We start from the raw sequence: 22408 nt of genomic DNA, 5'->3' as shown, positions 1-22408 counted from the left end.
GACTTCGTTTTTCCGAGGAATCCTAGCTCGGCCTTTATCATTAAAGTATATATCATATTCATTGTCGGCTTGGACGCTAAGCTTTATATTTGCGCGTTTAAAATCCGACACAAAAAAAACAATCATGCAAAACAAAGGACTTATAACGGTATTCGCGATACTGTTTGGCTTGGTGAGTATTTACCAACTTTCCTATACTTTCATTTCCGGTAAGGTTGAAAGTGACGCAAAAACCTATGCGCAATCCTTGTTGCCAGAGACCGACCCAGAAGGTCGTGAGGCACTAGAGAACCAATATTTAGATTCAGTTGCTGCCCAGCCAGTACTTTTCGGGATCGATTACAAATCGGCCAAAGAAAAAGAGCTTAAGCGCGGGCTTGACCTTCAAGGAGGTATCAACGTAACGCTTCAGATCTCTGTGCGAGATATCCTAAAAGGATTGGCAGACAATTCAGAGCACCCTGCCTTTGTAAAGGCACTTAATGACGCCGATTCATTACAGACGCAGTCTCAAGACACTTACTTAGAATCATTCTTCGAAGCGTTTGAGGCTATCCCTGGAGACAACCAATTGGCTAGTCCAAAGATCTTTGCCAACCGTACCTTAGATGATCTTATCGACCTAGACATGACCAACGATGAGGTGAAGCCAATCTTGCGTCAAAAGATCGACGAGTCTATCGTATCAGCTTTCGAAGTACTCAGAAAGCGTATCGATAAGTTTGGGGTAACACAGCCAAACATTCAGCGTATCGGGCAGTCTGCTCGTATTTTGGTAGAATTGCCGGGAGCTAAAGATATTGAGCGTACTAAGGAGCTTTTAACCAGTACTGCCCTTTTGGAGTTCTGGGATCTTTACAAGTATGAAGACGTTGCTGCTTACCTTAACGATGCAAACGCCGTAATGGCCAACATCAATAAGCAAGAAGCTGAAAGCGCGGAAACTGTTCAAGACACTACTAATCTAGACGACGATGTTTCTAACCTTTTAGGCGGAGACAATGTAGACGGAACAGAGACGACTAGCGTTTCTAATACGCCTCTTAACGACCTGATCAACGACTTCGGTTTCACCGGTGGTGCAACCCTTATGCGTGTTAAGCCAGAGAATGTAGAGGCTGTTAACGCTATTTTGAGCAATCCACAGGTAAAAGCGAGAATGCCACAAGGTATCCGCTATGCTAAGTTTGTTTGGGGTATTCCTCAAATGGACGATATCGCCGGAGAAGAATTGGTTTCTCTTTATGCACTAAAGAGCAACGCAGAAGAAAAGGCTCCACTTAGTGGTGGGGTAATCGTAGATGCGGCTCAAACTTACGACCAGTACAATAAGATTGCTGTAGACATGCAGATGAACGGAGTTGGAGCTCAGATCTGGGAGAAAATGACTGCAGATGCCTTTAAGAACCGCAGCCAGATCGCTGTTGTACTTGATGACGTGGTATACTCTGCTCCAAGCGTTAGCAATGGTGCTATTTCTGGAGGTAGAACACAGATCACCGGAGACTTTACAGTAGTAGAAGGAGAAGATCTTGCCAACGTACTTAGAGCGGGTAAACTTCCTGCACGTGCAGAGATGATCCAAGGAGCGGTTGTTGGACCAACCCTTGGTAAGGAAGCTATTAGTAGTGGTATGATCTCCTTTGGGATCGCCTTGTTATTTGTGTTGATCTGGATGGTATTCTATTACGGCTTCGCCGGACTTTTTGCCGACGTTGCTTTGATAGTGAATATCCTTTTCATCTTCGGATGTTTGGCTGGTATTCCCGGAGCGGTATTGACCCTTCCTGGTATTGCGGGTATTGTACTTACCATTGGTATTTCTGTGGATGCGAACGTACTTATCTTTGAGCGTATCCGCGAGGAACTTCAAAAAGGAAAAGCCCAGAAACTGGCTATTAAAGACGGTTTCAACAACGCTTTATCTTCTATTTTAGATGCGAACATCACTACGGGTCTAACAGGTATCATTCTCTTGGTTTTCGGTACAGGACCTATTAAAGGTTTCGCAACTACCTTACTTATTGGTATTCTGACTTCTTTGTTCACCGCGATCTTTATCACGCGTTTGTTGATCGATTGGTATACTAAGAACGGTAAGAGCTTGAATTTCTCAACTCCTGCCACCAAGAACCTATTCAAGAATGTAAACATCGACTTCCTTGGCAAGCGCAAGATCGCTTATATCATTTCTGGTATTTTGATCGCCGTTAGCTTAGGGTCTCTTTTTACCAACTCTTTGAATATGGGGGTTGACTTTGTGGGAGGACGTACTTATATCGTTCGCTTTGACAAAGATGTTAACGTAGAAGAAGTTTCTCAGGATCTTATTGAAGTGTATGGTTCTGCGGAGGCAAAGACTTACGGTAGCGACAATCAGCTTAAGATCACCACCAAGTTCAAGGTAGAAGAAACAGGCTTGGAAGTGGATCGCGAGATAGAAGAGTTGCTTTACAACGGGCTTAAGCCAAATCTACCTGCAGAATTGACTTTTGAGGAGTTCTCTAGTAGCAGCGGCAAAGTCGATAAGCAAGTTGGGGTTATGGAATCTAACAAAGTGAGTCCAACCATTGCCGATGATATCCAACAAGGATCTTTTTTGGCGGTACTCGGATCACTGATCGTTGTATTCCTATATATCCTATTGCGCTTTAGAAGATGGCAGTTCTCATTGGGTGCAGTAGTAGCGGTATTTCACGATGTACTTATAGTACTCGGAGTTTTCTCGCTCACCTATAAGATCATGCCTTTTAACATGGAGGTAGACCAGTCGTTCATTGCGGCGATACTGACGGTGATCGGTTACTCGCTCAACGATACCGTGGTTGTGTTTGACCGTATTCGTGAGTACTTTAACGAGCACTCTAGTTGGAAAATGGACCGCATTATCAACGGAGCTTTGAACAGTACCTTGAGTCGTACGTTGAACACCTCGTTAACCACATTGATCGTACTACTTTCTATCTTCTTCTTAGGAGCTGAATCGATCCGTGGATTGATCTTCGCCTTGATCGTGGGTGTAGTGGTAGGTACCTATTCATCGATGTTCATCGCAACTCCAGTAATGTTCGATACTGTTAAAAAACGCGGAATCGACCTTACCGATAAGAATGCTAAGAAAGACGAAGAAGCAGAAGATCAAGCTGCTTAATCCGATCTAGAAATAAACAAAAAAGCCACTCAAACGAGTGGCTTTTTTTATGCTTGGTGTTTTTATTGAATTTCCCAGCTGAGCGAATCGCCAACTTTTATATTCCATTGGTCTGTTAGGCCGCCATTGAGTTCCAACACATATTTAGCGGGAGCTCCAGATGGGAGCGAGCTCGTGTTTAGCGGCTGAGCGTTCTTTTGAATGCTCACTACTTTTTGGTTGCTCCCTACGTAGATAATGTCTAAGGGGAAGCGCGTGTTCTTCATATAAAAGGTTTGCTGGCGTTCCTGGTCCATAATGAACAGCATGCCCTGTTTTTCTTCCATTCCGTTGCGATACATTAGCCCGGTCTGGCGTTCGTATTCGTTGTCTGCCACTTCAATGTCTATGGCAATACTTCCAATGCTGTCGGGCTTTACTATGGTCAGCTCACCTTCTTTGGTAAAGGTGATTTCTTTGGCAGTAAAAGTCTTATTAGCATCCGAAGCATCCTTGCAACTGCTAAATAGCAGTCCTAAAGCAATTCCGCTATAAATAATTCGTCGCATCTAGGCAGTTTTTGTTTTGTAAAAGGTCGGCTTGCGGAACATCAGATACAGCCCAAAGATTATAAATGGAATACTGAGCAGTTGGCCTGTGTTGAGGCCAAAGGTGGTCAGGTATTCATCTCCTTGCGATTCTTTCATGAATTCTACCACAAAGCGCACGCTCCATAGCAGAACAAAGAACAAACCGAACATATAGCCCAAACGCCATTTTTTATCGGTCTTCCAATATACCAAATACATGATCACAAAGGTGAGTACATAGCCTAATGCTTCATAGATCTGTGTTGGGTGTCTAAAAGGTACTGCCGCCAAAACCTCGGCAAATTGCGGGTCGTTCACTATGGCGCTATAGGCCTCGCCTACATCTTTCTTTCCGGTAATGGACATAACTTCGCCTGGGTTGAGGTCGTTGCGAACCAGCTGCACACCAAAGGCGTAATCGCCGCTCACTTTTCCAACGATCTCCGAGTTCATAAAATTCCCCAAACGCACAAAGGCTGCGCCTATGGCTGCTGGAACGGTGATTCGGTCAAAGATCCAAAGCACGTTCTTTTTTAGTTTCTTTCTGTTGTATAGAATAAGTGCAATTACAACACCTATGGTAGCCCCGTGACTTGCCAAGCCTTTAAAGCCTGTAAACTCGAATTCTGGCGTGGTTCTTATCGGCAGGAATACCGAGAAGAAATCTTGCGTAAAGAGTTCTGGCTGGTAAAAGATAACATGACCCAAGCGCGCTCCGAAGAGAATCGCCAACACCATATAAATAAAAAGGCTATCCAATTTTTCCAGGTTCTCCTTCTCATTTTCAAAGATCCGCTTCATTAAATACCAGCCCAAAACAAAGGCCAATACATATGACAAACTGTAGAATCTAAGGGTGAAAGATCCGATCTCTAGCCCTTCTATGGGGTTCCAGGTAAAACCTAAATATTGCATGGTGGTAGTCTATTTCGCCTTAAAGATAACAAAGCTACTCGGCTCTGCCCTTAAGGGATTCTTAATTTTCTTGTGTTTCTGAGCCCGTTTTGGCTGCGCCGGATTTTGGAGGAACCGGATCATACCCAGACCCACCCCAAGGATGACATCTGCCAATACGTTTGGCTGCCAGCCAACTGCCCTTGAATAATCCGTGGGTTTTTAAGGCGTCTACCGCATAGTGTGAGCAAGTAGGTTCAAAGCGACAAGTAGCCGGGGTTAGCGGCGAAATGATCCATTGATACAACTTGATCAGCAGTAAAAAAGGAGCGATCAGTATTTGTTTGAACAGCTCCACGGGCTTACTTTAAAGAGTAGGTGGTGCCTTCTTTGCTGTCTTTGAGCTGAATACCCGCTTCGGCCAGTTGATCCCGAATAGAATCGCTGGTCGCAAAATCTTTATTGGCACGCGCCTGATTTCTAAGTTCTATAAGCAGCCCAACAGTTTTATCTAGCTTATCGGTGTCTCCGCCGCCATTGCCAACAGCTTCCAAGCCCATAACTTCGAACATAAAGTCGTGCATGGTTTGTTTTAGCAGGGCAATATCCGCAGCGTTTAATTGCTGATTGCCTTCTGCAACTGCATGGATCAACTTGGCCGCATCAAACAAATGCGCAATGAGGATCGGGCTGTTAAAGTCGTCGTTCATTGCGTCGTAGCAGTACTGCTTCCAAGCTGCAACGTCATAATCAGAACTGGTTCCGGCGCGAAGCTCATCGATCATCCCATAGGCCTCCATAAGGCGTAAGTAGCCTTTTTCCGAAGCGATCAGGGCATCGTTAGAGAAATCCAAGATGCTTCTATAGTGCGCCTGATACATAAAAAACTTCGCAACCGTCGGTGCAAAGGCCTTGCTTAAAATATCGTTATTGCCAGAGAACAACTCGTCTGGTAGAATATTGTTTCCTGTGGATTTGGCCATTTTCTTCCCGTTAAGGGTAAGCATATTGGCGTGCATCCAATAATTCACCGGATTGATCCCGGTAGAGGCTTCGGCCTGCGCGATCTCACATTCGTGATGCGGAAACTTAAGGTCCATCCCTCCGCCGTGAATATCAAAATTGTCTCCCAGATACTTGGTGCTCATGGCTGTACATTCCAAATGCCAGCCCGGGAAGCCATCGCTCCAAGGAGAAGGCCAACGCATAATGTGTTCCGGCTCTGCCTTTTTCCAAAGAGCAAAATCCTGCGGGTTCTTCTTCTCGCTCTGTGCTGCCAATTCGCGAGTGTTAGCGATCATGTCTTCCAGCTTGCGCCCACTGAGTTTTCCGTAAGCTTTGTCTTGGTTGAATTTCAAAACATCGAAATACACCGATCCGTTCTTTTCGTAGGCATAACCCTTGTCCAAGATCTCCTGGACAATGCGTTGCTGCTCAATGATGTGACCCGTAGCTGTAGGTTCAATACTCGGTGGCAAAGCGTTGAACTTGGCCATGATCTGGTGAAAGTCTACCGTATAACGCTGAACGATCTCCATGGGTTCCAACTGCTCAATACGCGCCTTTTTGGCAATTCTGTCTTCGCCGCTGTCGGCATCGTTCTCCAAGTGCCCAGCATCGGTAATGTTGCGCACATAGCGCACCTTATACCCCAAGTGACGCAAATAGCGAAATACCAGATCAAAAGATAGGAAAGTGCGACAGTTCCCCATATGCACGTTGCTGTACACAGTAGGTCCGCAGACATACATCCCAACAGCACCGGGTGTAATGGGTTTAAAGACTTCCTTTTCTTTGCTAATGGAATTATAAATGCGTAGTTCTTGCTGGATCATGGAACGGCCAGGTAATTAAAGTGCTCCTTTAAGCGGAGCTATTAGAATTCGGTATCTAAATTAATGTAATCGAGAAACTCTCTGCGAACTGCTGGGTCTTTGAATTTACCGCCAAATTCGCTCGTCACTGTGCTTGAGTCGATATCGCGTATGCCGCGTGAATTCACGCAGAGGTGTTTGGCATCTATTACACAAGCGACATCTTGAGTACCTAACACGTCTTGCAATTCTTTTACGATTTGCATCGTTAGACGTTCCTGAACCTGAGGACGCTTGGCGTAATAATCGACAATGCGATTCATCTTAGAAAGGCCTACAACAGTACCTTTAGAAATGTACGCTACGTGGGCTTTCCCAACGATAGGCAGTAAATGGTGCTCACAGGTAGAGTAGAGGGTAATGTTCTTTTCTACTAGGATCTCTCCGTACTTGTATTTGTTTTCGAAGGTGGAGGCAGACGGTTTTCTGTCCGGGTGGAGACCACCAAAGATCTCCTTGACAAACATCTTGGCAACTCGGGTAGGAGTTCCTTTTAGACTGTCATCCTCTAAATCTAAGCCTAGGGTTTCCATGATCTCCTTTACTTGCCCTTTGATGCGATCTATCTTTTCAATATCGCTCATTTCAAAAGCATCCGGACGCAATGGAGTATCGGTAGATGAACCAACGTGTTCATCGCCCATGGCTTCTATTTCCTTAAGTTGTTTTTCTAAATCCATATATAACTTGCGCTTTTAAGCGTATGCAAAGATACTCAAACCCCTGTTTTTAGATGGAATCTTCACATAAAATTGTGGTGAAACCGCTATTCTCTAAGCAAGTAAGTCATAAAATTTTCTTAATTTTATCCCTTTATATTTCCTGCAATGAAAATTAGAAAAATTTGTTGGGTGAGCTTAGTGTTCGCCTTAATGTGCGCTCCGCTTGTATTTGCGCAGACCACCAAACCTGATCCGGGAAATTTTGATCGATTTATAGCTCAGGTCTACACCGGAGAAGGTAGTAAGATGATCAGCCCAGATAGCCGCCGATATACCTTTATGAAAGACTTTTTAGAGAATCGAATTTCTTTCATTAGTTCAGACAAGGATAAACTGGCTGCCGGTAATTACAAAAAGCTCTCGCAAGTTCCCTTATTCGATCTTTACAACAAAGGACTCATGCGCGATGCGAGCTTTGACCCAACCACCTTCAATCCGTTCAAATACCAACTTGGATTTTACGAGCCAGACACGCAAGTTTTCCATGTGGATGGAACAGATTATCTCATCGTAATCCAACCGCAAGAATTCCGGAAAGATCGCTAATCCTCTTCTCAACTAGCTATGATGAAAAAAATTACCTTATTCCTTCTGGTGCTTTTGGGCTGGGCTTCGACTCACGCACAGGACATCAATATTCAAGACGGAACCTTTTTCCTATGTACCGGCACGCTTTATGATACCGGTGGCCCTGCCGCGCCTTACGGCAATGATGAAACTATAGTGATGACGCTTTGTTCGGATACTCCGGGCATTGGCATTGAACTCGATTTCACATTCTTCAGTACCCAAGCAGGTGCCGATGTGCTTACCATTTACGACGGACCTGATACGGCTTCTCCTGTCATTGGAGACTTTTCGGGAACTGCAGGTCCAGGCTTTGTGGCTGCTACCGGAGCTTCTGGTTGTTTGACCTTAGAGTGGAATTCTGACTTTGTGATCAACTCACCAGGTTGGGAGGCGAATATCAGTTGTTGTCAAGTGATCAATGCGGTCTTTGACAGTTCAACCCCACCGGCCGCTGCAGATGGAACCATTTCCGCAGCAGTAGGCGAGAACATTACCTTTAACGGAAGTGCTGTTTTCTCTATGGATGGCACAGGAGCTACGTATGAGTGGGATTTCGGCGATGGAGCTACCGCTTTTGGTACCACGGTAGTGCACGCTTATGCAGCCTCAGGAGCTTATCCGGTTACCCTAACAGTAACGGATGCTACTGGCTGTACCAATAACGATAATATTGACATTACGGCACTTATCGGTTTTGGTGGTGCAGATCCTGGAAACCTCTTTGTAGATGCTGGGCCAGATGTGACCATAGACTGTGACTCTGGCGGTAGTGTGACCTTAGTGGCCGATTTTCAAGAGATCTTTGAGACCTTTAGTACAGAATACACGGTTTCGCCTATTGTTTATAGTCCTCCTTTCCCTTTTGATGGCTTGGCGAATTCTATTGATATTACTACGGATGATACCTGGTCTGGGGTAGATACACTGCCGTTTGATTTCTGCTTCTTCGGAGACTTGGAGCAAGAGTTTCAGGTTGGATCAAACGGGGTATTGCGCTTTGATGTAGATCCTGGAGATGTGGGTAACGGATGGGCGTTTACAGAAGACCTTCCTAACAACACTAATCCAACGCTAGGAGAGGCCAATATTTTCTCTCCGGTTCACGATATCTTCCCAGGAGTAAATCCTGCTAATGAAATTGGTTATGAAATTTTGGGAACTTTCCCAAATAGAGCCTTGGTAGTTTCTTTCTACGAGGTGGCTATGTTCTCTTGTACAGATTTGAACGCCACTCATATGATCGTGATCTATGAGTTCTCGAACATCATTGATATATACATTCAAGATAAACCCGTTTGTCCTACTTGGAACAGTGGAAATGCAGCCGTTGGAATTCAAAATAATGACGGAGACATAGCCTATGTACCACCGGGGCGAAATACTTCAGATTCCCCTTGGACAACCACTAACGAGGCATGGCGATTTGCACCTGCTGGAGCGCCTTCTTATGTCTTTGAATGGTTAGACGATACTGGAGCTGTAGTTGGTATTTCTCCAACACTTACAGTTTCTCCTACAGTTACTACAACCTACACGGCTCGTGTAACTTATACCAACACCTGTAATGGCGAGATTGTAGTGCTTGAAGACGAGGTTATAGTTACCGTTGACACACCGTTTACTGTGGAACTTGGCCCAGATATGAGCGTTTGTGACGGAGGTCCGATAATTTTAGATGCAGATCCGGGTGTGCCTGGAGTGACTTACGAATGGTATCAAGACGGAACCTTATTGCCAGGCGAGACCGCTTCGACCTATACAGCTACTACTTCCGGTACTTATCGAGTTATTGTATCTGATGGCAGTTGTGACGCCGGGGATGAGATCACCCTAATCATTGGAACTACCCCATTACCTGGAACCCCAGATCCTTTAGAGATCTGTGACTTCCCATTTGACGGTTTTGCTGAGTTTACCTTAACCGATGCCGATGCCCAGATCATTGATGGCGGTACCGGCTTGGTGGTGCGTTATTATGAAACCTTGGCCTTGGCAGATGTAGGTGATCCTGCGGATGCTTTGATTAGTCCATATACAAACACCTCGGATCCGCAAACGGTCTACGCGCGTTTGGAAGAGTCTGCCTCTGGCTGCTATGCAACTGTAGAGCTAGTTCTCGATGTATTGGATGGCCCTGTAGTAAACGATCCGATTCCGGATTATGTATTGTGCGATGATCCATCTAATGACGGCATAGCACTCTTTGACCTTACAACTATGGAGCCGCTTATTTCTCCGGCTCCGGCAGGAGTGATCTTTACGTATCACGAAACTGCGGCAGATGCGGCTGCTGGGACAGCGCCTATAGCTACACCAACTGCTTACAACAACATTTCCAACCCGCAGACCATCTATGTGCGTCTTGAGAGTGCAGATGGATGTATCAGTGTAGGCGAGTTCAATTTGGTGGTTGATCCGGTACCGGTCTTTGTAGATCCTACTCCTTACATTCTTTGCGACGATGGTGTTGCCGATGGTTTTACCGAGTTTGACTTAACGGTTAAGATTCCAGAGATCACCGCAGGAGATACCGACTTGGCGGTTAGTTTCCATTTGACTTTGGCCGATGCGGATACGGGTACTGCCCCGCTTCCGACCTTGTATACCAATGTGACGAATCCACAAACTATTTACGTTCGTGTAGAATCGGTTACTACAGGATGTTATGCAACTACAACTTTAGACTTAGAAGTATTAGACGCGCCGACCGCTATTACTCCAACACCTTTGGAGTATTGTGATCCTGACAATGATGGCTTCGGAGTCTTTACTTTAGAAGATGCAACATTGGAGATAACCGGTGGAGATCCAGACGTTGTGGTGACCTATCACGAGACCTTCGCAGATGCTACTAATGGTGTCTTGCCATTAACGAGTCCATACAACAATATTGTGTTTGGTACGCAAACCGTATATGCACGTGTTGAAAATGCGGTGACTACGGGTGATGCCTGTTTCAATATTGTAGAGTTAGTCTTGATCGTTCTAGACACGCCTCAGATCTTAGACCCGGAGCCTTTATTGGCTTGTGATGACAATGACGATGGGATAGTGGTGTTTGATTTAACGGTTAAAGACCCAGAGATCTTGGACGGTTTGGACCCTGCGGACTATACGGTAGAATACTATGAGGATGCGGCCTTCACGTCGCTGATCGCTCCTGCTACGGCCTATACGAACTTGACCAATCCACAGACGGTCTTTGTATTGGTTACCGACAACACGAACCTGTGTACTTCCACAACCACTCTGGAGCTGATAGTAAACTTCCCACCGGAGGTTTTCCCACCGGCGCCTTTGGAGCTTTGTGATGTAAATAATCCGGGCGACGAGGTCGAGGAGTTTGACTTGGAGTTGGCTACTCCAGAGATCACAGGAGGGGACACTTCATTGATAGTGACCTACCACGAGACTGCTGCAGATGCAGACACGGGAGACAACCCACTTACGAGTCCTTATACCAACACGAGCAATCCACAGACGATCTACGTACGGGTAGAGGATCCAGACACGGGCTGTTTTGTAAGCGATGTGGTTACCTTAGACTTACGTGTAAACCCACAACCGAGTCCAACGCCAGATCCTACTCCAATAGAGATCTGTGATGAGGACAACGACGGTTTTGTAGACAATTTTATACTCACCGATAGAGACGTAGAGATCATTAACGGGGAGCCGGATGTAGTGGTGAGCTACCACGAGACCTTGGCAGACGCCCAGGCCGATCTGTTCCCACTAGTATCGCCTTATGCGAACATAGTGGCCTACAGCCAGATTGTCTACGCCAGAGTGGAGAACACCCTAACGGGCTGCTTTACCATTGTAGAGTTGGAGCTTATTGTATTGAACTCCCCGGAGCTACCTTTAGAGATCGAAGACTATGTGATCTGTGACGACGACGATGACGGCATAGCGGTGTTTGATCTAACCACCAAAGATCCGGAGATCTACGGCAGCCAAGACCCAGCGACGCTAGATCTTACTTATCACCTAAGCGAGGCAGACGCCTTGGCCGGAGTGATGCCAATAGTAACGCCATCGGCCTTTGTGAACACGACCAACCCGCAGACGATCTGGGTACGCTTATTTGACCCAGTGACGGGCTGCGCGAGTGTGGGCAGCTTTGAGCTGATTGTGAGCTTGCCACCGCTTATTGCAGCGCCAGGCGATCTGGATGCTCTGGAGCGTTGTGACGACGAGACGGCAGACGGTTTTGCGAGCTTTGATCTGACTCAGGCAGAAGACGACATTACCCTAGGTGCCCCAGGCTTACTGGTACAGTACTACACCACAGAGATGGACGCTCAAGACGATACCAACGCCATTGATCCGGCTACGGACTACACCAACACGGTGAACCCACAGACGATCTGGGTAAGAGTAACGGACGGGGACACGGGCTGTGTGTCGTTCACGACCTTAACGATTAGAGTATTGCCTAACCCATCACCGAACACGGATCCAGATCCGATAGAGGTGTGTGACGAGGTTACGGTAGGCGATGGGATAGAGGTTATAGACCTAACCCAAAGAGAGGCAGAGATCATAGGTGGAGAGCCAGGCGTATCGGCGAGTTATTATGAAACTGAGGCCGATGCACAGACGGGCGATCCACTCTTGGCCATAGCCGATCCGACGGCCTACAGCAATATAGAGACACCACAGATCATCTGGGTACGCATTACCAACGATACTACAGGCTGCTTTACCTTGGTAGCCCTGCCGATTATAGTACACCCACTACCGGAGGCTCCGGAAGTGAGTGATTATATCATCTGTGAGGTAGCTACCGACGGAGTAGCGACCTTTGATCTAAACACGAAGATCCCAGAGATTCTAGGTGGACAAGATCCTACAGACTTGGAGGTTACCTTCCACGAGGTGGAGGCCGATGCCGATGCAGGCATCAACGCCATTGCCACGCCAGAGGCCTTTGTGAATGTGACCAACCCACAGCCGATCTATGTGCGCATCACCAATACGGTAACGGGCTGTTACTCGGCCACACAGAGCTTTAACATCGAGGTTAGAGAAGGTGCCACGGCCACGCCGCCGGCAGCAGTGTATCGCATCTGTGATAATGTAGGCGACGGCACGGACGGCATCGGGGAGTTTACCCTCTCTACCCAAGATGCAGAGATACTGGGCGGACAAGATCCAGTGATCTATGTGGTTAGCTACCACGCTAGTGATGCAGACGCCACTACGGGCGACAATGCACTACCGGACAGCTATATCAACACAGAGAACCCACAGGTGATCTGGGCCCGAGTGACCAATACGGACACGGGCTGTTTTGCGATCACTACACTCACCCTAGAGGTATCACCACTACCGGTGATCACCTTGGAGGATAGTTATAGATTGTGTGTGGATGAGTTTGGCAATCCGATCCAGAACGAATCGGGCGAAGCCTCTCCACCGGTAATCAACACAGGTTTGAGTGATCTGGACTACACCTTTGAGTGGTTCTTAAACGGCAATCCATTGCCAGAGACCACTTCGAGCATTGTGGCCAGAGCAGGAGGAACTTATACGGTTATTGCAACGGAGACCACCAGTGGTCTAGGATGTAGTGCCGAGGCCTCGACTACGGTGACGGTATCCTCGCCACCGACCACATTCAGTGCCGAGGTGATCACTAGTGCCTTTGCAGACGATCATCAGATCCAAGCGGAGGCTTCAGGACTGGGTGTGTACTTCTTCCAGTTGGATGACGGACCACTGCAAGAGAGCGGACTGTTCACCAATGTGAGTCCGGGAGATCACATTGTGACCATAGTGGATCAGAACGGATGTGGAAGCGTGAGTATCCCGGTAGGAGTGATCGACTATCCGCTGTTTTTCACCCCGAACCAGGACGGCTTTCATGACACATGGAACATCATAGGAATCGCCAGTAACCCTAAGGCAAAAATTTATATATTTGACAGATTTGGAAAACTGCTCAAGCAGCTGAGTCCACTAGGTCCAGGCTGGGATGGAACCTACAACGGAAACCCGATGCCATCTAGCGACTACTGGTTCCAGGTGATCTATGAGGAAGACGAAGTTGAAAAAGAATTTAGAGGCCACTTTACCTTAAAACGATAAATAAAAAAATCCCGCCAATCGGCGGGATTTTTAATTTTATTATAACGTCAGCCTAGAAAAAGAATCCTAAACTCAAGGTGTAGACATCCATTTGCTGATCGATGTTCGTAGGAGTAGTAAGTCCGGTTCCGTAGAGTGCTTCACTGCGATCTTGCTGTGCTGTAGCATAACTCAAGTCTATCTTTACATTGTCTAGAGAATAACCTAATCCTAAAGAATAACCGCTTAGATCTCCCATTAAAGAAGTGTCTTCAAAAGGGCTTTCTTCGAAACGGTAACCTCCTCTGAAACTCCATTGGTTCACGCGGTACTCGCCACCCAAACGATAAGAAGAAGCTGCCTTAAAGGTGTTCTCTATAAGTGCGTTTTGAATATTAAAGAAAGGGTCGTTAGTAGTGAATTGCATTTCGGTGAAATCCTTATAACCGTAATCAAAACTAACAAGACCTGCTTGTCCGAATAATAAAGCAGCGCTGGCCTTAACTTGACCTGGTGTGCGCATGCGATAATCGGCAAAGATGTTTACTACTCTCGGGTCTACTACCTCGATGATAGTGCTGTTGTCATTCAAAATTCTTCTGGTCTCTATGCTCTGAGAAGTCTCTTCTGAAAGCGTAAGCCAAGTGGGTGTATCATAGGTAATACCGACTCTTAGAATATCTCCAAGTTTTGCGATTGCACCAACTTGTGCAGAGAATCCTGAACCTAAGACCCAAAGATTTTCTTCAAAGCCTATCTGATCTATAGCCGTATTAGCATTGTTGTTAGATTCGAACAAAAAGGTTGAACTTCTGTAATCGATGGCATGGGCGTTCAAGTTTACTCCCAAATACAGACTTTGCTTGTATTCGGTAGCGAGATTGAAGGTGTATTTTCCTTGATAACCAGAATCTACACGGAAATGCTCCTGATTAAAACTCCCCGGAGCCACATTTGAAAAGTAAGCTGTATTTCCTGGAGTGTTCTCTACCGGATCAATAATAAAGGACTGAAAGCCTAAAAACGCCGATTGAGCAGCAGCTCCTTCTGTCTCTCCTAAGAATTGATAGAGATCTGGAATAGATTCTCCGCCCTGCAACTGTAAGAGTTCCAAAGGCAAGCCTTCTGCCTGATTGAGAAAGAACTGATCTATTCCAACAGTATTGGTCCCGATACTTACTACCTCATTGTCAAAGTTGTTTTGCAGTTCGTAGTTCACTGCTATAGTAAATTTTCCCCAATCGCTTTCATCGCTGCTGTTTCCAAAAACCCAAACGGCTCCAGCTTGGGTGATTGCTGCATCGATATCTGCACTAGTATTGAAGGTATTTGAATACAAGATGTCGTTCTGACGATCTACCAATCCGCCAGAGGCAGACGCGTAGTTGTATAAGAAAACCGCCGAACCCGCAGGGTTGAGTGCGACCCCAGACAGGTCGCCACCCAGGGCGCCAAAGGCACCACTCATGGCATTGAATCTCGCTGTTCCGTAAACTGATTCCTGACTGTACCTGAGTACGTCTGATATTCCTTGGGCATACAAATTGGGCATAAGGCCTCCCAAGATGAGTAGGTAAACTAACTTTCTCATTGCGTTGTTTTATAGTAAGAATGATTGATGCTTGATTTTATCCGCGTCCGCCTCTGCGTCCACCGCCGCCTCTTGAGCCTCCGCCACCGCGAGAGCCTCCACTGCTGCGCATACTGCCTCCGCTGCTTCTCATAGATCCGCTGCTGCGACTTCCTGAGCCTGAGCTTCTCATAGATCCGCTACTGCTGTTGCTACGAGAACGGTTGTTAAAGCTTCCCGAACGCGATCTGCTGTTGACATTCGGAGAACTTGAGCGCATATTGCCAGAGTTGCGACCACTGCTCATATTGCGACTGTTACGTGCGCGAGAGTTGGTCATATTACCGCTAGATCGCGAACTCATATTGCTTGAGTTTCTGCGTGCGTTGGCCTGATTCACGCGACGGGTAACTTCAGATCGACTATAAGAAGAGCGTCTGCTATTGGTTGCTGCTGTGCGATTCGCTGCTGCACTACCATAAGGTACGTTTCCGCGATAATCCGCTCTGCGGCCTCTGTTATATGCATATCCTCGCCCGTATCCGTAGCCGTTGTAATTCCAGTATCCATTACCCCAGCCCCAGCCGTAGCCAGCAGGCCAATACCATCCTGGTCCATAGGCCCAAGCAGGTCCCCAAGCAGGTCCCCAGCCCCAGCCAAAGCCAGCGTTGAAGCCGTAGTTCCAGCCCCAGCCGCCCCAGCCGCCCCAACCGGGACCCCAGCCCCAGCGGTTAAATCCATTACCCCAGCCCCAGCCAGCACCAAAGCCCCAGCCGCCCCAAGCGCCCCAGCCGTTGTCGTAAATGTTTACGGTAACATCGGTGGCGTTGGTTCCCCAAGGTCCGTAAGACTCTTGCTCTTCTTCAATAACGATGAGCCCGTCTTCCGTAATGGTCTCTGCGGAGGTATAACTGTCTATATCGGTAAAAATATCTGCCTGATCGGAGATATTGGAGATTTGGGCGCTCTTGGCCCCAAAGTATTGTTTGTAGTAGTTGCTATTGGCACTTTGATCTGCATTTGCAGTTTGCTCAGCGCCTGAATTGTCTGAAGGAACTCCCATTGTTCCGGTGGAGTAAATGCCGTCTTCAGAGTAGGATGCATTTTGGTAGGTTCCGCAGGATGTCAAAAGCAGTCCAACAAGGCCGAGTAAAGACCAGTTGAAGGGCTTTTGCAGGAAGGAAGTAACTCTTTTCATAGCAACATAGTTTTAATTGTTGAACATTATAAAATTAGTTAGTTTTGCCAAGATTAACTAATTGCTTAAAAAGGAGCAATTTCTATGCCAAACTCAGGAAATGGGAAAGAATTTAACAAGTAGAAGCGAGGATTATTCCAAATGGTATAACGAGCTGGTAGTGCAGGCCGACTTGGCCGAAAACTCTGGTGTAAGAGGATCGATGGTGATCAAACCCTACGGGTATGCTATTTGGGAGCGCATGCAGGCAGAACTGGATCGCATGTTTAAAGAAACTGGTCATAAGAATGCTTATTTTCCGCTATTTATCCCTAAATCCTATTTTTCTAAGGAGGCGAGCCACGTTGATGGTTTTGCCAAGGAATGCGCTGTAGTTACGCATTATCGTCTTAAGAATGCCGAGGATGGAAGTGGAATCATTGTGGACCCTGATGCGAAGTTAGAAGAAGAGTTGATCGTAAGACCAACCTCTGAGACCATTATCTGGGATACCTATCGCAAGTGGATCCAGTCTTACAGGGACTTACCTATTTTGATCAACCAATGGGCCAATGTGGTTCGTTGGGAGATGCGTACGCGTTTGTTTTTACGTACTGCTGAGTTCTTATGGCAAGAGGGGCATACAGCCCATGCGACCAAAGAAGAGGCCATTGCTGAGGCCGAGCAAATGATGCATGTCTATGCGGAGTTTGCTGAGAAGTATATGGCGGTGCCTGTAGTTAAGGGAACCAAAACCGAGAGCGAGCGATTTGCTGGAGCTTTAGAGACTTATTGTATTGAAGCCTTGATGCAAGACGGTAAGGCCTTACAAGCTGGAACCTCTCACTTCTTAGGGCAGAACTTTGCCAAGGCCTTTGATGTACAGTTTACCTCTAAAGAAGGCAAGCTGGAGCATGTGTGGGCTACTTCTTGGGGTGTTTCTACGCGTTTGATGGGAGCGCTTATCATGACCCATTCAGACGATAATGGCTTGGTCTTACCGCCATTTTTGGCACCAGATCAGGTGGTAATTGTGCCTATTTATAAAGGAGAAGAGCAATTGGCAGCTGTGAGTGAGATAGCCAATAAATTAAAAGCAGATCTTAAAGCTGCAGGTGTTCGTGTGCATTATGACGATAGAGATACCCACAGACCAGGCTGGAAGTTCAGCGAATACGAACTTAAAGGAGTTCCTGTGCGTATTGCCATTGGACCTAAGGATATGGAGAACGGTACGGTAGAGATTGCTCGTAGAGATATTTTTAAGAAAGAGATCATTGCCAACGATCAGGTGGTAAGTACAGTTACAGGCCTTTTGGAAGAGATCCAAAACGGATTATTTGATCGTGCTGTGGCGTATAGAGCTGAACATACCACAGAAGTAAACAGTTATGAGGAGTTCAAAGAAGTGCTTAATGGTAAAGGCGGATTCATTTCGGCCCATTGGGACGGAACTTCTGAAACCGAAGAGCGTATAAAACAAGAAACCAAGGCAACCATTCGTTGTATTCCGTTGGATGCCAAAGAAGAAGCGGGTAGCTGTATTTACAGCGGTAAGCCCTCTGCCAGAAGGGTTTTATTTGCGAAAGCGTACTAGGGAGGAAAAAATTTTCAGTTCCCTTGAAAAAAGTTTTGCATAATATTGCGACAATAAAAAATAGTTGTATTTTTGCATCCGCATTTGAAACCAAATGGCCCGTTCGTCTAGGGGTTAGGACGCCAGGTTTTCATCCTGGTAACAGGGGTTCGAATCCCCTACGGGCTACTAATTAAAAGTAGAAATGGCAAATCATAAGTCAGCCTTAAAGCGCATAAGAAACAGCGAGACCAAACGTCTACGTAACCGTTACCAGCACAAAACTGCTCGTAATGCAATGAAGCGTTTGTTTGAGACTACCAAGAAGAAAGATGCAGAAACTATGTTTCCTGAAGTTGCTTCTATGGTAGACAAATTGGCAAAGCGTAACATTATTCACAAAAATAAAGCCGCTAACCTAAAATCGAACATGGCGAAGCATGTAGCTTCTCTATAAGGTTTACTACTTTACCGTACTTAAAAACCCCCTAGCGAAAGCTTGGGGGTTTTATTTTTTGTTTTTTCTTCACACTTTTTTCTTGATAAAAAAGTGTGCAAAAAATCAAGTCGCTTAGAATGTCATTTAGCACCTTGTGCTAAACCCCTCGGTTTTTTTGAGTTGGCTGCGTTTGCTGCGTAGATTTGCGGGCAAACTACTTTGCAAGAAACGCACAGCCAACATCGAACCGAACAAACCTCGGTTGCCATGTAAGCGACGGTTTTAAGCTGCCAGCTTGTTTTCTGGTAGGCTCGTGAGGAGTCGTGGTTAATTCTTAACCAACTTAACCTGTTTCCGCCATTCAGAGGTCGTAATAGTTAAAAAATAAACCCCACTGGAAAGGAAAGAAACGTTATAAACGCCATTGGTTTTATAATCTAATTTTTGAATTTGACCGCTCATGCTGAATAAGGTAATCTGAGCATCTGCAGGCACAGATTTGTTGATCACGAAATAATCTGAAGTAGGGTTGGGATAAACCTGTAGTGTTGATAATGGCTGTTCACTTACGTTTAAAGTGGTTGGGGTAAAATACAAGTAAAAGCCACTGCCAAATCCTAGGGTTAAAAGAGGTTCTCCGTCTGAGCCGGTTGTTATTGAATATTCGTATTCAAGCAAAGGAACCGGTAGGTTGAGCTGCCAAAAATAGGCATCCTCATAATTGTTTTGACTCTCCGAGTCGCAAGTGTTGTCTGTAGCCGAGAACTCGGGAATGAAAATACTTTCTAAGCCAGTTCCAACGCCCACAGAAAAACTGCCTGTAAATGAATTGCAAGCTCCAAAGCCTTCAAAGCTTAGGTCTGCATTAACTTTTAGGTATGGTGTTATAGCGGGGCTTACATCTGTGGTATAGGCCGTGGGTAACAGATCTCTATCTATAGCAACAAGTCCCCAGGTATTCACTAACTCAGGATCGTAATCTTGTGCAGCGGCATTTCCCCAAAGACCAAATACAATTACAATTAGTAAAAGTTTTGTCATAGCTTTAATTGATTTGTGAGGAGCAGTTTAAAGTTAAAAAATTTATAGCCAAGTTTCTCCCAACTCGGTGCTTAGCAAAAAAAAGCTCCGGTCATCTCTTCCGCCGGTTAGGCGGAATAATAGGAGTTTTTTTGCGGTATTGCGTAAGCAATGAAGCCTTCGAGTTGGGCTGGAAAGTCTTTTCTTTTGCTACTTTTCTTTGGACGAGCAAAGAAAAGTCGAGAAAAGGTTGACAGCCCTCGCTGCTAAATACAAGATCAGATAAAAATAAAAAGGTAAAATCCCCGCGTTAGGGATAGAAGCTAGCTACCGTGTAGCGCGAATAGCCCGCCCAGCCTGCAAGGCTGGGAACGCCATAAAAAAAGAGCCTTGCAAAAACAAGACTCCTTCTTTGAACTATAATTAAGATTTTAATAGGCTACCCATTCATAGAAATGAGGAACTCTTCGTTAGAACGGGTTTGTTTTACACGGTCTAGAATAAATTCCATGGCTTCTACAGGGTTCATGTCTGCCAAATACTTGCGCATTACCCACATGCGTTGTATGGTATTCTCATCTAACAAGATGTCATCACGACGCGTGGAGGAACTCATAAGGTCAATGGCCGGGAAGATTCTTCGGTTAGAGATACGTCTGTCTAACTGCAGTTCCATATTACCGGTTCCTTTGAATTCTTCAAAGATCACCTCGTCCATTTTAGAACCTGTTTCTGTAAGTGCTGTAGCGATGATACTCAAACTACCGCCGTTCTCAATGTTACGGGCCGCACCAAAGAAACGCTTTGGTTTGTGCAGGGCGTTGGCATCTACACCTCCAGAAAGGATCTTACCAGATGCAGGCTGTACGGTGTTGTAGGCACGGGCTAAACGCGTAATGGAATCCAAAAGGATCACTACGTCGTGACCGCATTCTACCAAACGCTTGGCCTTTTCTATTACGATATTGGCTACGCGTACGTGTTCTGAAGCTTCCTTGTCAAAGGTTGAGGCTACAACCTCGCCACTTACGTTACGCTGCATGTCGGTAACTTCTTCTGGGCGCTCGTCTATAAGCAGTACAATTTGATATACCTCCGGGTGGTTGGCCGCAATGGCGTTGGCAATGTCTTTTAAAAGCATTGTCTTACCCGTTTTAGGTTGAGATACGATCATACCACGTTGGCCTTTCCCAATTGGAGAGAAGAGGTCCATGATACGGGTAGAGATAGTCGCTTGCTTGTCGGCTATATTGAATTTTTCTTCTGGGAAGAGCGGAGTTAAGTGCTCAAAAGACACACGGTCACGCACCACATTTGGGCTCAAACCGTTTATCTTGCTCACTTTGATCAGTGGGAAGTACTTTTCGCCTTCTTTAGGAGGACGCACTTCACCAAGTACCGTATCTCCAGTTTTTAATCCGAACAAACGGATCTGCGACTGCGATACATAAATATCGTCTGGAGACGACAAATAGTTGTAGTCACTAGATCGCAAGAAGCCGTAACCGTCTTGCATGATGTCTAATACACCCTCGCTCTCAATGATACCCTCGAACTCAAAGTCTGGCTCTCGGTAACGGTTGCGATTGTCTTTGTTTCCGTTATTGTTGTTATTGCCGTTGTTGTTTTGGTTCTTCTGATTGCGACCGCCGTTTCTGTTGTCCTTACGGTTGTCTTTCTGATTCTTGCCTTTGTTATCTTGGCCTTTAGAACCGTTGTTATCCTTGGCATTGTTGTCTTTGCCTTTGTCGTCGTTTTGTAGTCCTTTTTGCTGCTGATTCTTCTGCTGCTGGTTACGACGGTTGTCTTGGCGTTGGTTTTGCTTGCCGCGGTTGTCTTGTCTTTTTTCTGGAGCGTTTTGCTGCTCTTGCTTAGGCGCCTGTTGCTGCTCTGCTTTTGGAGCTTCTTCTGGGCCTTGAGCTTCTTTTACCGCTTTTACAGCCTGCGGATTGGCTGCCTGGTAATCCAAGATCTGGTATACAAGGTCTAATTTCTTTAAGCTTCGGTATTTGGGGACACTAAGCGTTTTTGCTAACTCCTGAAGTTCGGGTAGCTTTTTTGTTTTTAATTCAGAGATATCAAACATCTGAGGAAAGAATTATTAAAATGTAATGAATGAAGAATTTTCGTTGAAGAGAAAATTGTAAAATGTCTTTGGAGAATAAGGAGTCGTGTGGTCTCAACTCCGAATTGATACTGCAATAATACAAATATATTTTGTTTAAATACGCAAGGAGGATAAAAAAAGAAACATTATTTTTGCCCTCCAAACGCGTATAAAAAGGATGTTACAACGCATACAAACCGTTTATATGTTGTTGGCGAGTTTAGCACTAATTGGACTCTATATCTGGTTTCCTGTAGTTGCAGACAACGCTGGCCAAGTATTGGTTTCCAAAGACGAACTTTTGGTTGCAATACCTATGGCGCTCGCAATACTCGATGTTGCGATTTCGATCTTTCAATTCAAAAAGAGACAGTTGCAGTTTGTGCTCAACAGACTTGCTGTTCTGTTAAACTTTTTTTTACTAGGAGTTTTCGTGTATCGTGCCCTAAGTGTATCCGGAGAGGCTATCGCCTCAGAGAAGGGTATTGCGCTACTCGTGCCCATCGTTTCTATCGTTTTTCTGGCTTTGGCCAACAAAGCCATCAGACGGGACGAGGAGCTCGTAAAATCTGCGGACCGATTACGTTAAACCTATTATCTTAGTATATTAGTGGAAAGCCTTTGAGTATGCCAACTCAGAGGCTTTTTTTGTTTTAAGATTTAGTTA

Annotated in this window: 15 protein-coding genes and 1 tRNA gene; 7 read left to right on the top strand and 9 right to left on the bottom strand. The window is 45.8% G+C overall.

The window, feature by feature from the left end; genetic code table 11:
* Positions 1–124 precede the first annotated feature (124 nt).
* Entirely contained in the window at positions 125–3151 is a 3027-nt protein-coding gene (secDF, locus tag AC0J2F_RS03895) for a protein translocase subunit SecDF (RefSeq protein ID WP_473008886.1), read from the top strand.
* 62 nt (positions 3152–3213) lie between these two features.
* Here secDF and AC0J2F_RS03890 read toward each other — a convergent pair whose 3' ends face one another.
* The 5 genes from AC0J2F_RS03890 to folE form a co-directional block, all read right to left on the bottom strand.
* A complete protein-coding gene (locus AC0J2F_RS03890; RefSeq protein WP_473008884.1) occupies positions 3214–3699 on the bottom strand; it encodes a DUF192 domain-containing protein in 486 nt (161 codons plus the stop codon).
* On the bottom strand, positions 3700–4635 hold the full coding sequence (gene lgt, locus AC0J2F_RS03885) for a prolipoprotein diacylglyceryl transferase (protein ID WP_473008883.1): 936 nt from the start codon (positions 4633–4635) through the stop codon (positions 3700–3702).
* A 61-nt stretch (positions 4636–4696) separates the two neighbouring features.
* Complete coding sequence (gene yidD, locus AC0J2F_RS03880) at positions 4697–4966, bottom strand: membrane protein insertion efficiency factor YidD (protein WP_473009362.1); 270 nt, start codon at positions 4964–4966, stop codon at positions 4697–4699.
* 10 nt (positions 4967–4976) lie between these two features.
* The gene (gene cysS / locus AC0J2F_RS03875) at positions 4977–6449 is read right to left on the bottom strand and encodes a cysteine--tRNA ligase (protein ID WP_473008881.1); all 1473 of its coding nucleotides are present in this window, start codon (positions 6447–6449) and stop codon (positions 4977–4979) included.
* A gap of 41 nt (positions 6450–6490) precedes the next feature.
* Positions 6491–7168 (bottom strand): GTP cyclohydrolase I FolE, encoded by a 678-nt coding sequence (gene folE, locus AC0J2F_RS03870; protein ID WP_374958151.1) that lies wholly within the window; start codon positions 7166–7168, stop codon positions 6491–6493.
* Positions 7169–7339: 171 nt separating this feature from the next.
* Between folE and AC0J2F_RS03865 the strand changes: the two genes are divergently transcribed.
* Together AC0J2F_RS03865 and AC0J2F_RS03860 are read left to right on the top strand one after the other, a co-directional pair.
* Positions 7340–7756 carry a hypothetical protein gene (locus AC0J2F_RS03865; RefSeq protein ID WP_473008880.1) on the top strand — a complete coding sequence of 139 codons (417 nt, stop codon included), beginning with the start codon at positions 7340–7342 and terminating at the stop codon, positions 7754–7756.
* An 18-nt stretch (positions 7757–7774) separates the two neighbouring features.
* The gene (locus AC0J2F_RS03860; RefSeq protein WP_473008878.1) at positions 7775–13873 is read left to right on the top strand and encodes a T9SS type B sorting domain-containing protein; all 6099 of its coding nucleotides are present in this window, start codon (positions 7775–7777) and stop codon (positions 13871–13873) included.
* Between the two features lie 52 nt (positions 13874–13925).
* Here the strand turns inward: AC0J2F_RS03860 and AC0J2F_RS03855 are convergent, their stop codons facing one another.
* Positions 13926–15443: an OmpP1/FadL family transporter gene (locus AC0J2F_RS03855; RefSeq protein WP_473008876.1), complete on the bottom strand. Its 1518-nt coding sequence runs from the start codon at positions 15441–15443 to the stop codon at positions 13926–13928.
* Between the two features lie 37 nt (positions 15444–15480).
* Positions 15481–16620, bottom strand: coding sequence for a hypothetical protein (locus AC0J2F_RS03850; protein WP_473008874.1), 1140 nt, complete (start codon positions 16618–16620; stop codon positions 15481–15483).
* A gap of 100 nt (positions 16621–16720) precedes the next feature.
* Here AC0J2F_RS03850 and proS point away from each other — a divergent pair, with 100 nt between their 5' ends.
* The 3 genes from proS to rpsT all read left to right on the top strand — a co-directional run bounded on the left by proS (position 16721) and on the right by rpsT (position 18632).
* Positions 16721–18196: a proline--tRNA ligase gene (proS, locus tag AC0J2F_RS03845; RefSeq protein WP_473008872.1), complete on the top strand. Its 1476-nt coding sequence runs from the start codon at positions 16721–16723 to the stop codon at positions 18194–18196.
* 96 nt (positions 18197–18292) lie between these two features.
* Positions 18293–18364 (top strand) — tRNA-Glu (locus AC0J2F_RS03840).
* A gap of 16 nt (positions 18365–18380) precedes the next feature.
* Entirely contained in the window at positions 18381–18632 is a 252-nt protein-coding gene (gene rpsT / locus AC0J2F_RS03835) for a 30S ribosomal protein S20 (RefSeq protein WP_087524673.1), read from the top strand.
* 309 nt (positions 18633–18941) lie between these two features.
* Here rpsT and AC0J2F_RS03830 read toward each other — a convergent pair whose 3' ends face one another.
* Together AC0J2F_RS03830 and rho are read right to left on the bottom strand one after the other, a co-directional pair.
* Entirely contained in the window at positions 18942–19655 is a 714-nt protein-coding gene (locus AC0J2F_RS03830) for a T9SS type A sorting domain-containing protein (protein WP_473008871.1), read from the bottom strand.
* A 418-nt stretch (positions 19656–20073) separates the two neighbouring features.
* Positions 20074–21720: a transcription termination factor Rho gene (gene rho, locus AC0J2F_RS03825; RefSeq protein ID WP_473008869.1), complete on the bottom strand. Its 1647-nt coding sequence runs from the start codon at positions 21718–21720 to the stop codon at positions 20074–20076.
* 199 nt (positions 21721–21919) lie between these two features.
* Here rho and AC0J2F_RS03820 point away from each other — a divergent pair, with 199 nt between their 5' ends.
* Positions 21920–22330: a DUF4293 domain-containing protein gene (locus AC0J2F_RS03820; protein WP_473008868.1), complete on the top strand. Its 411-nt coding sequence runs from the start codon at positions 21920–21922 to the stop codon at positions 22328–22330.
* Positions 22331–22408: the final 78 nt, after the last annotated feature.

This window comes from Gilvibacter sp. CC01, from assembly GCF_055755295.1.
This window is presented reverse-complemented; position numbering and strand designations above follow the sequence as displayed.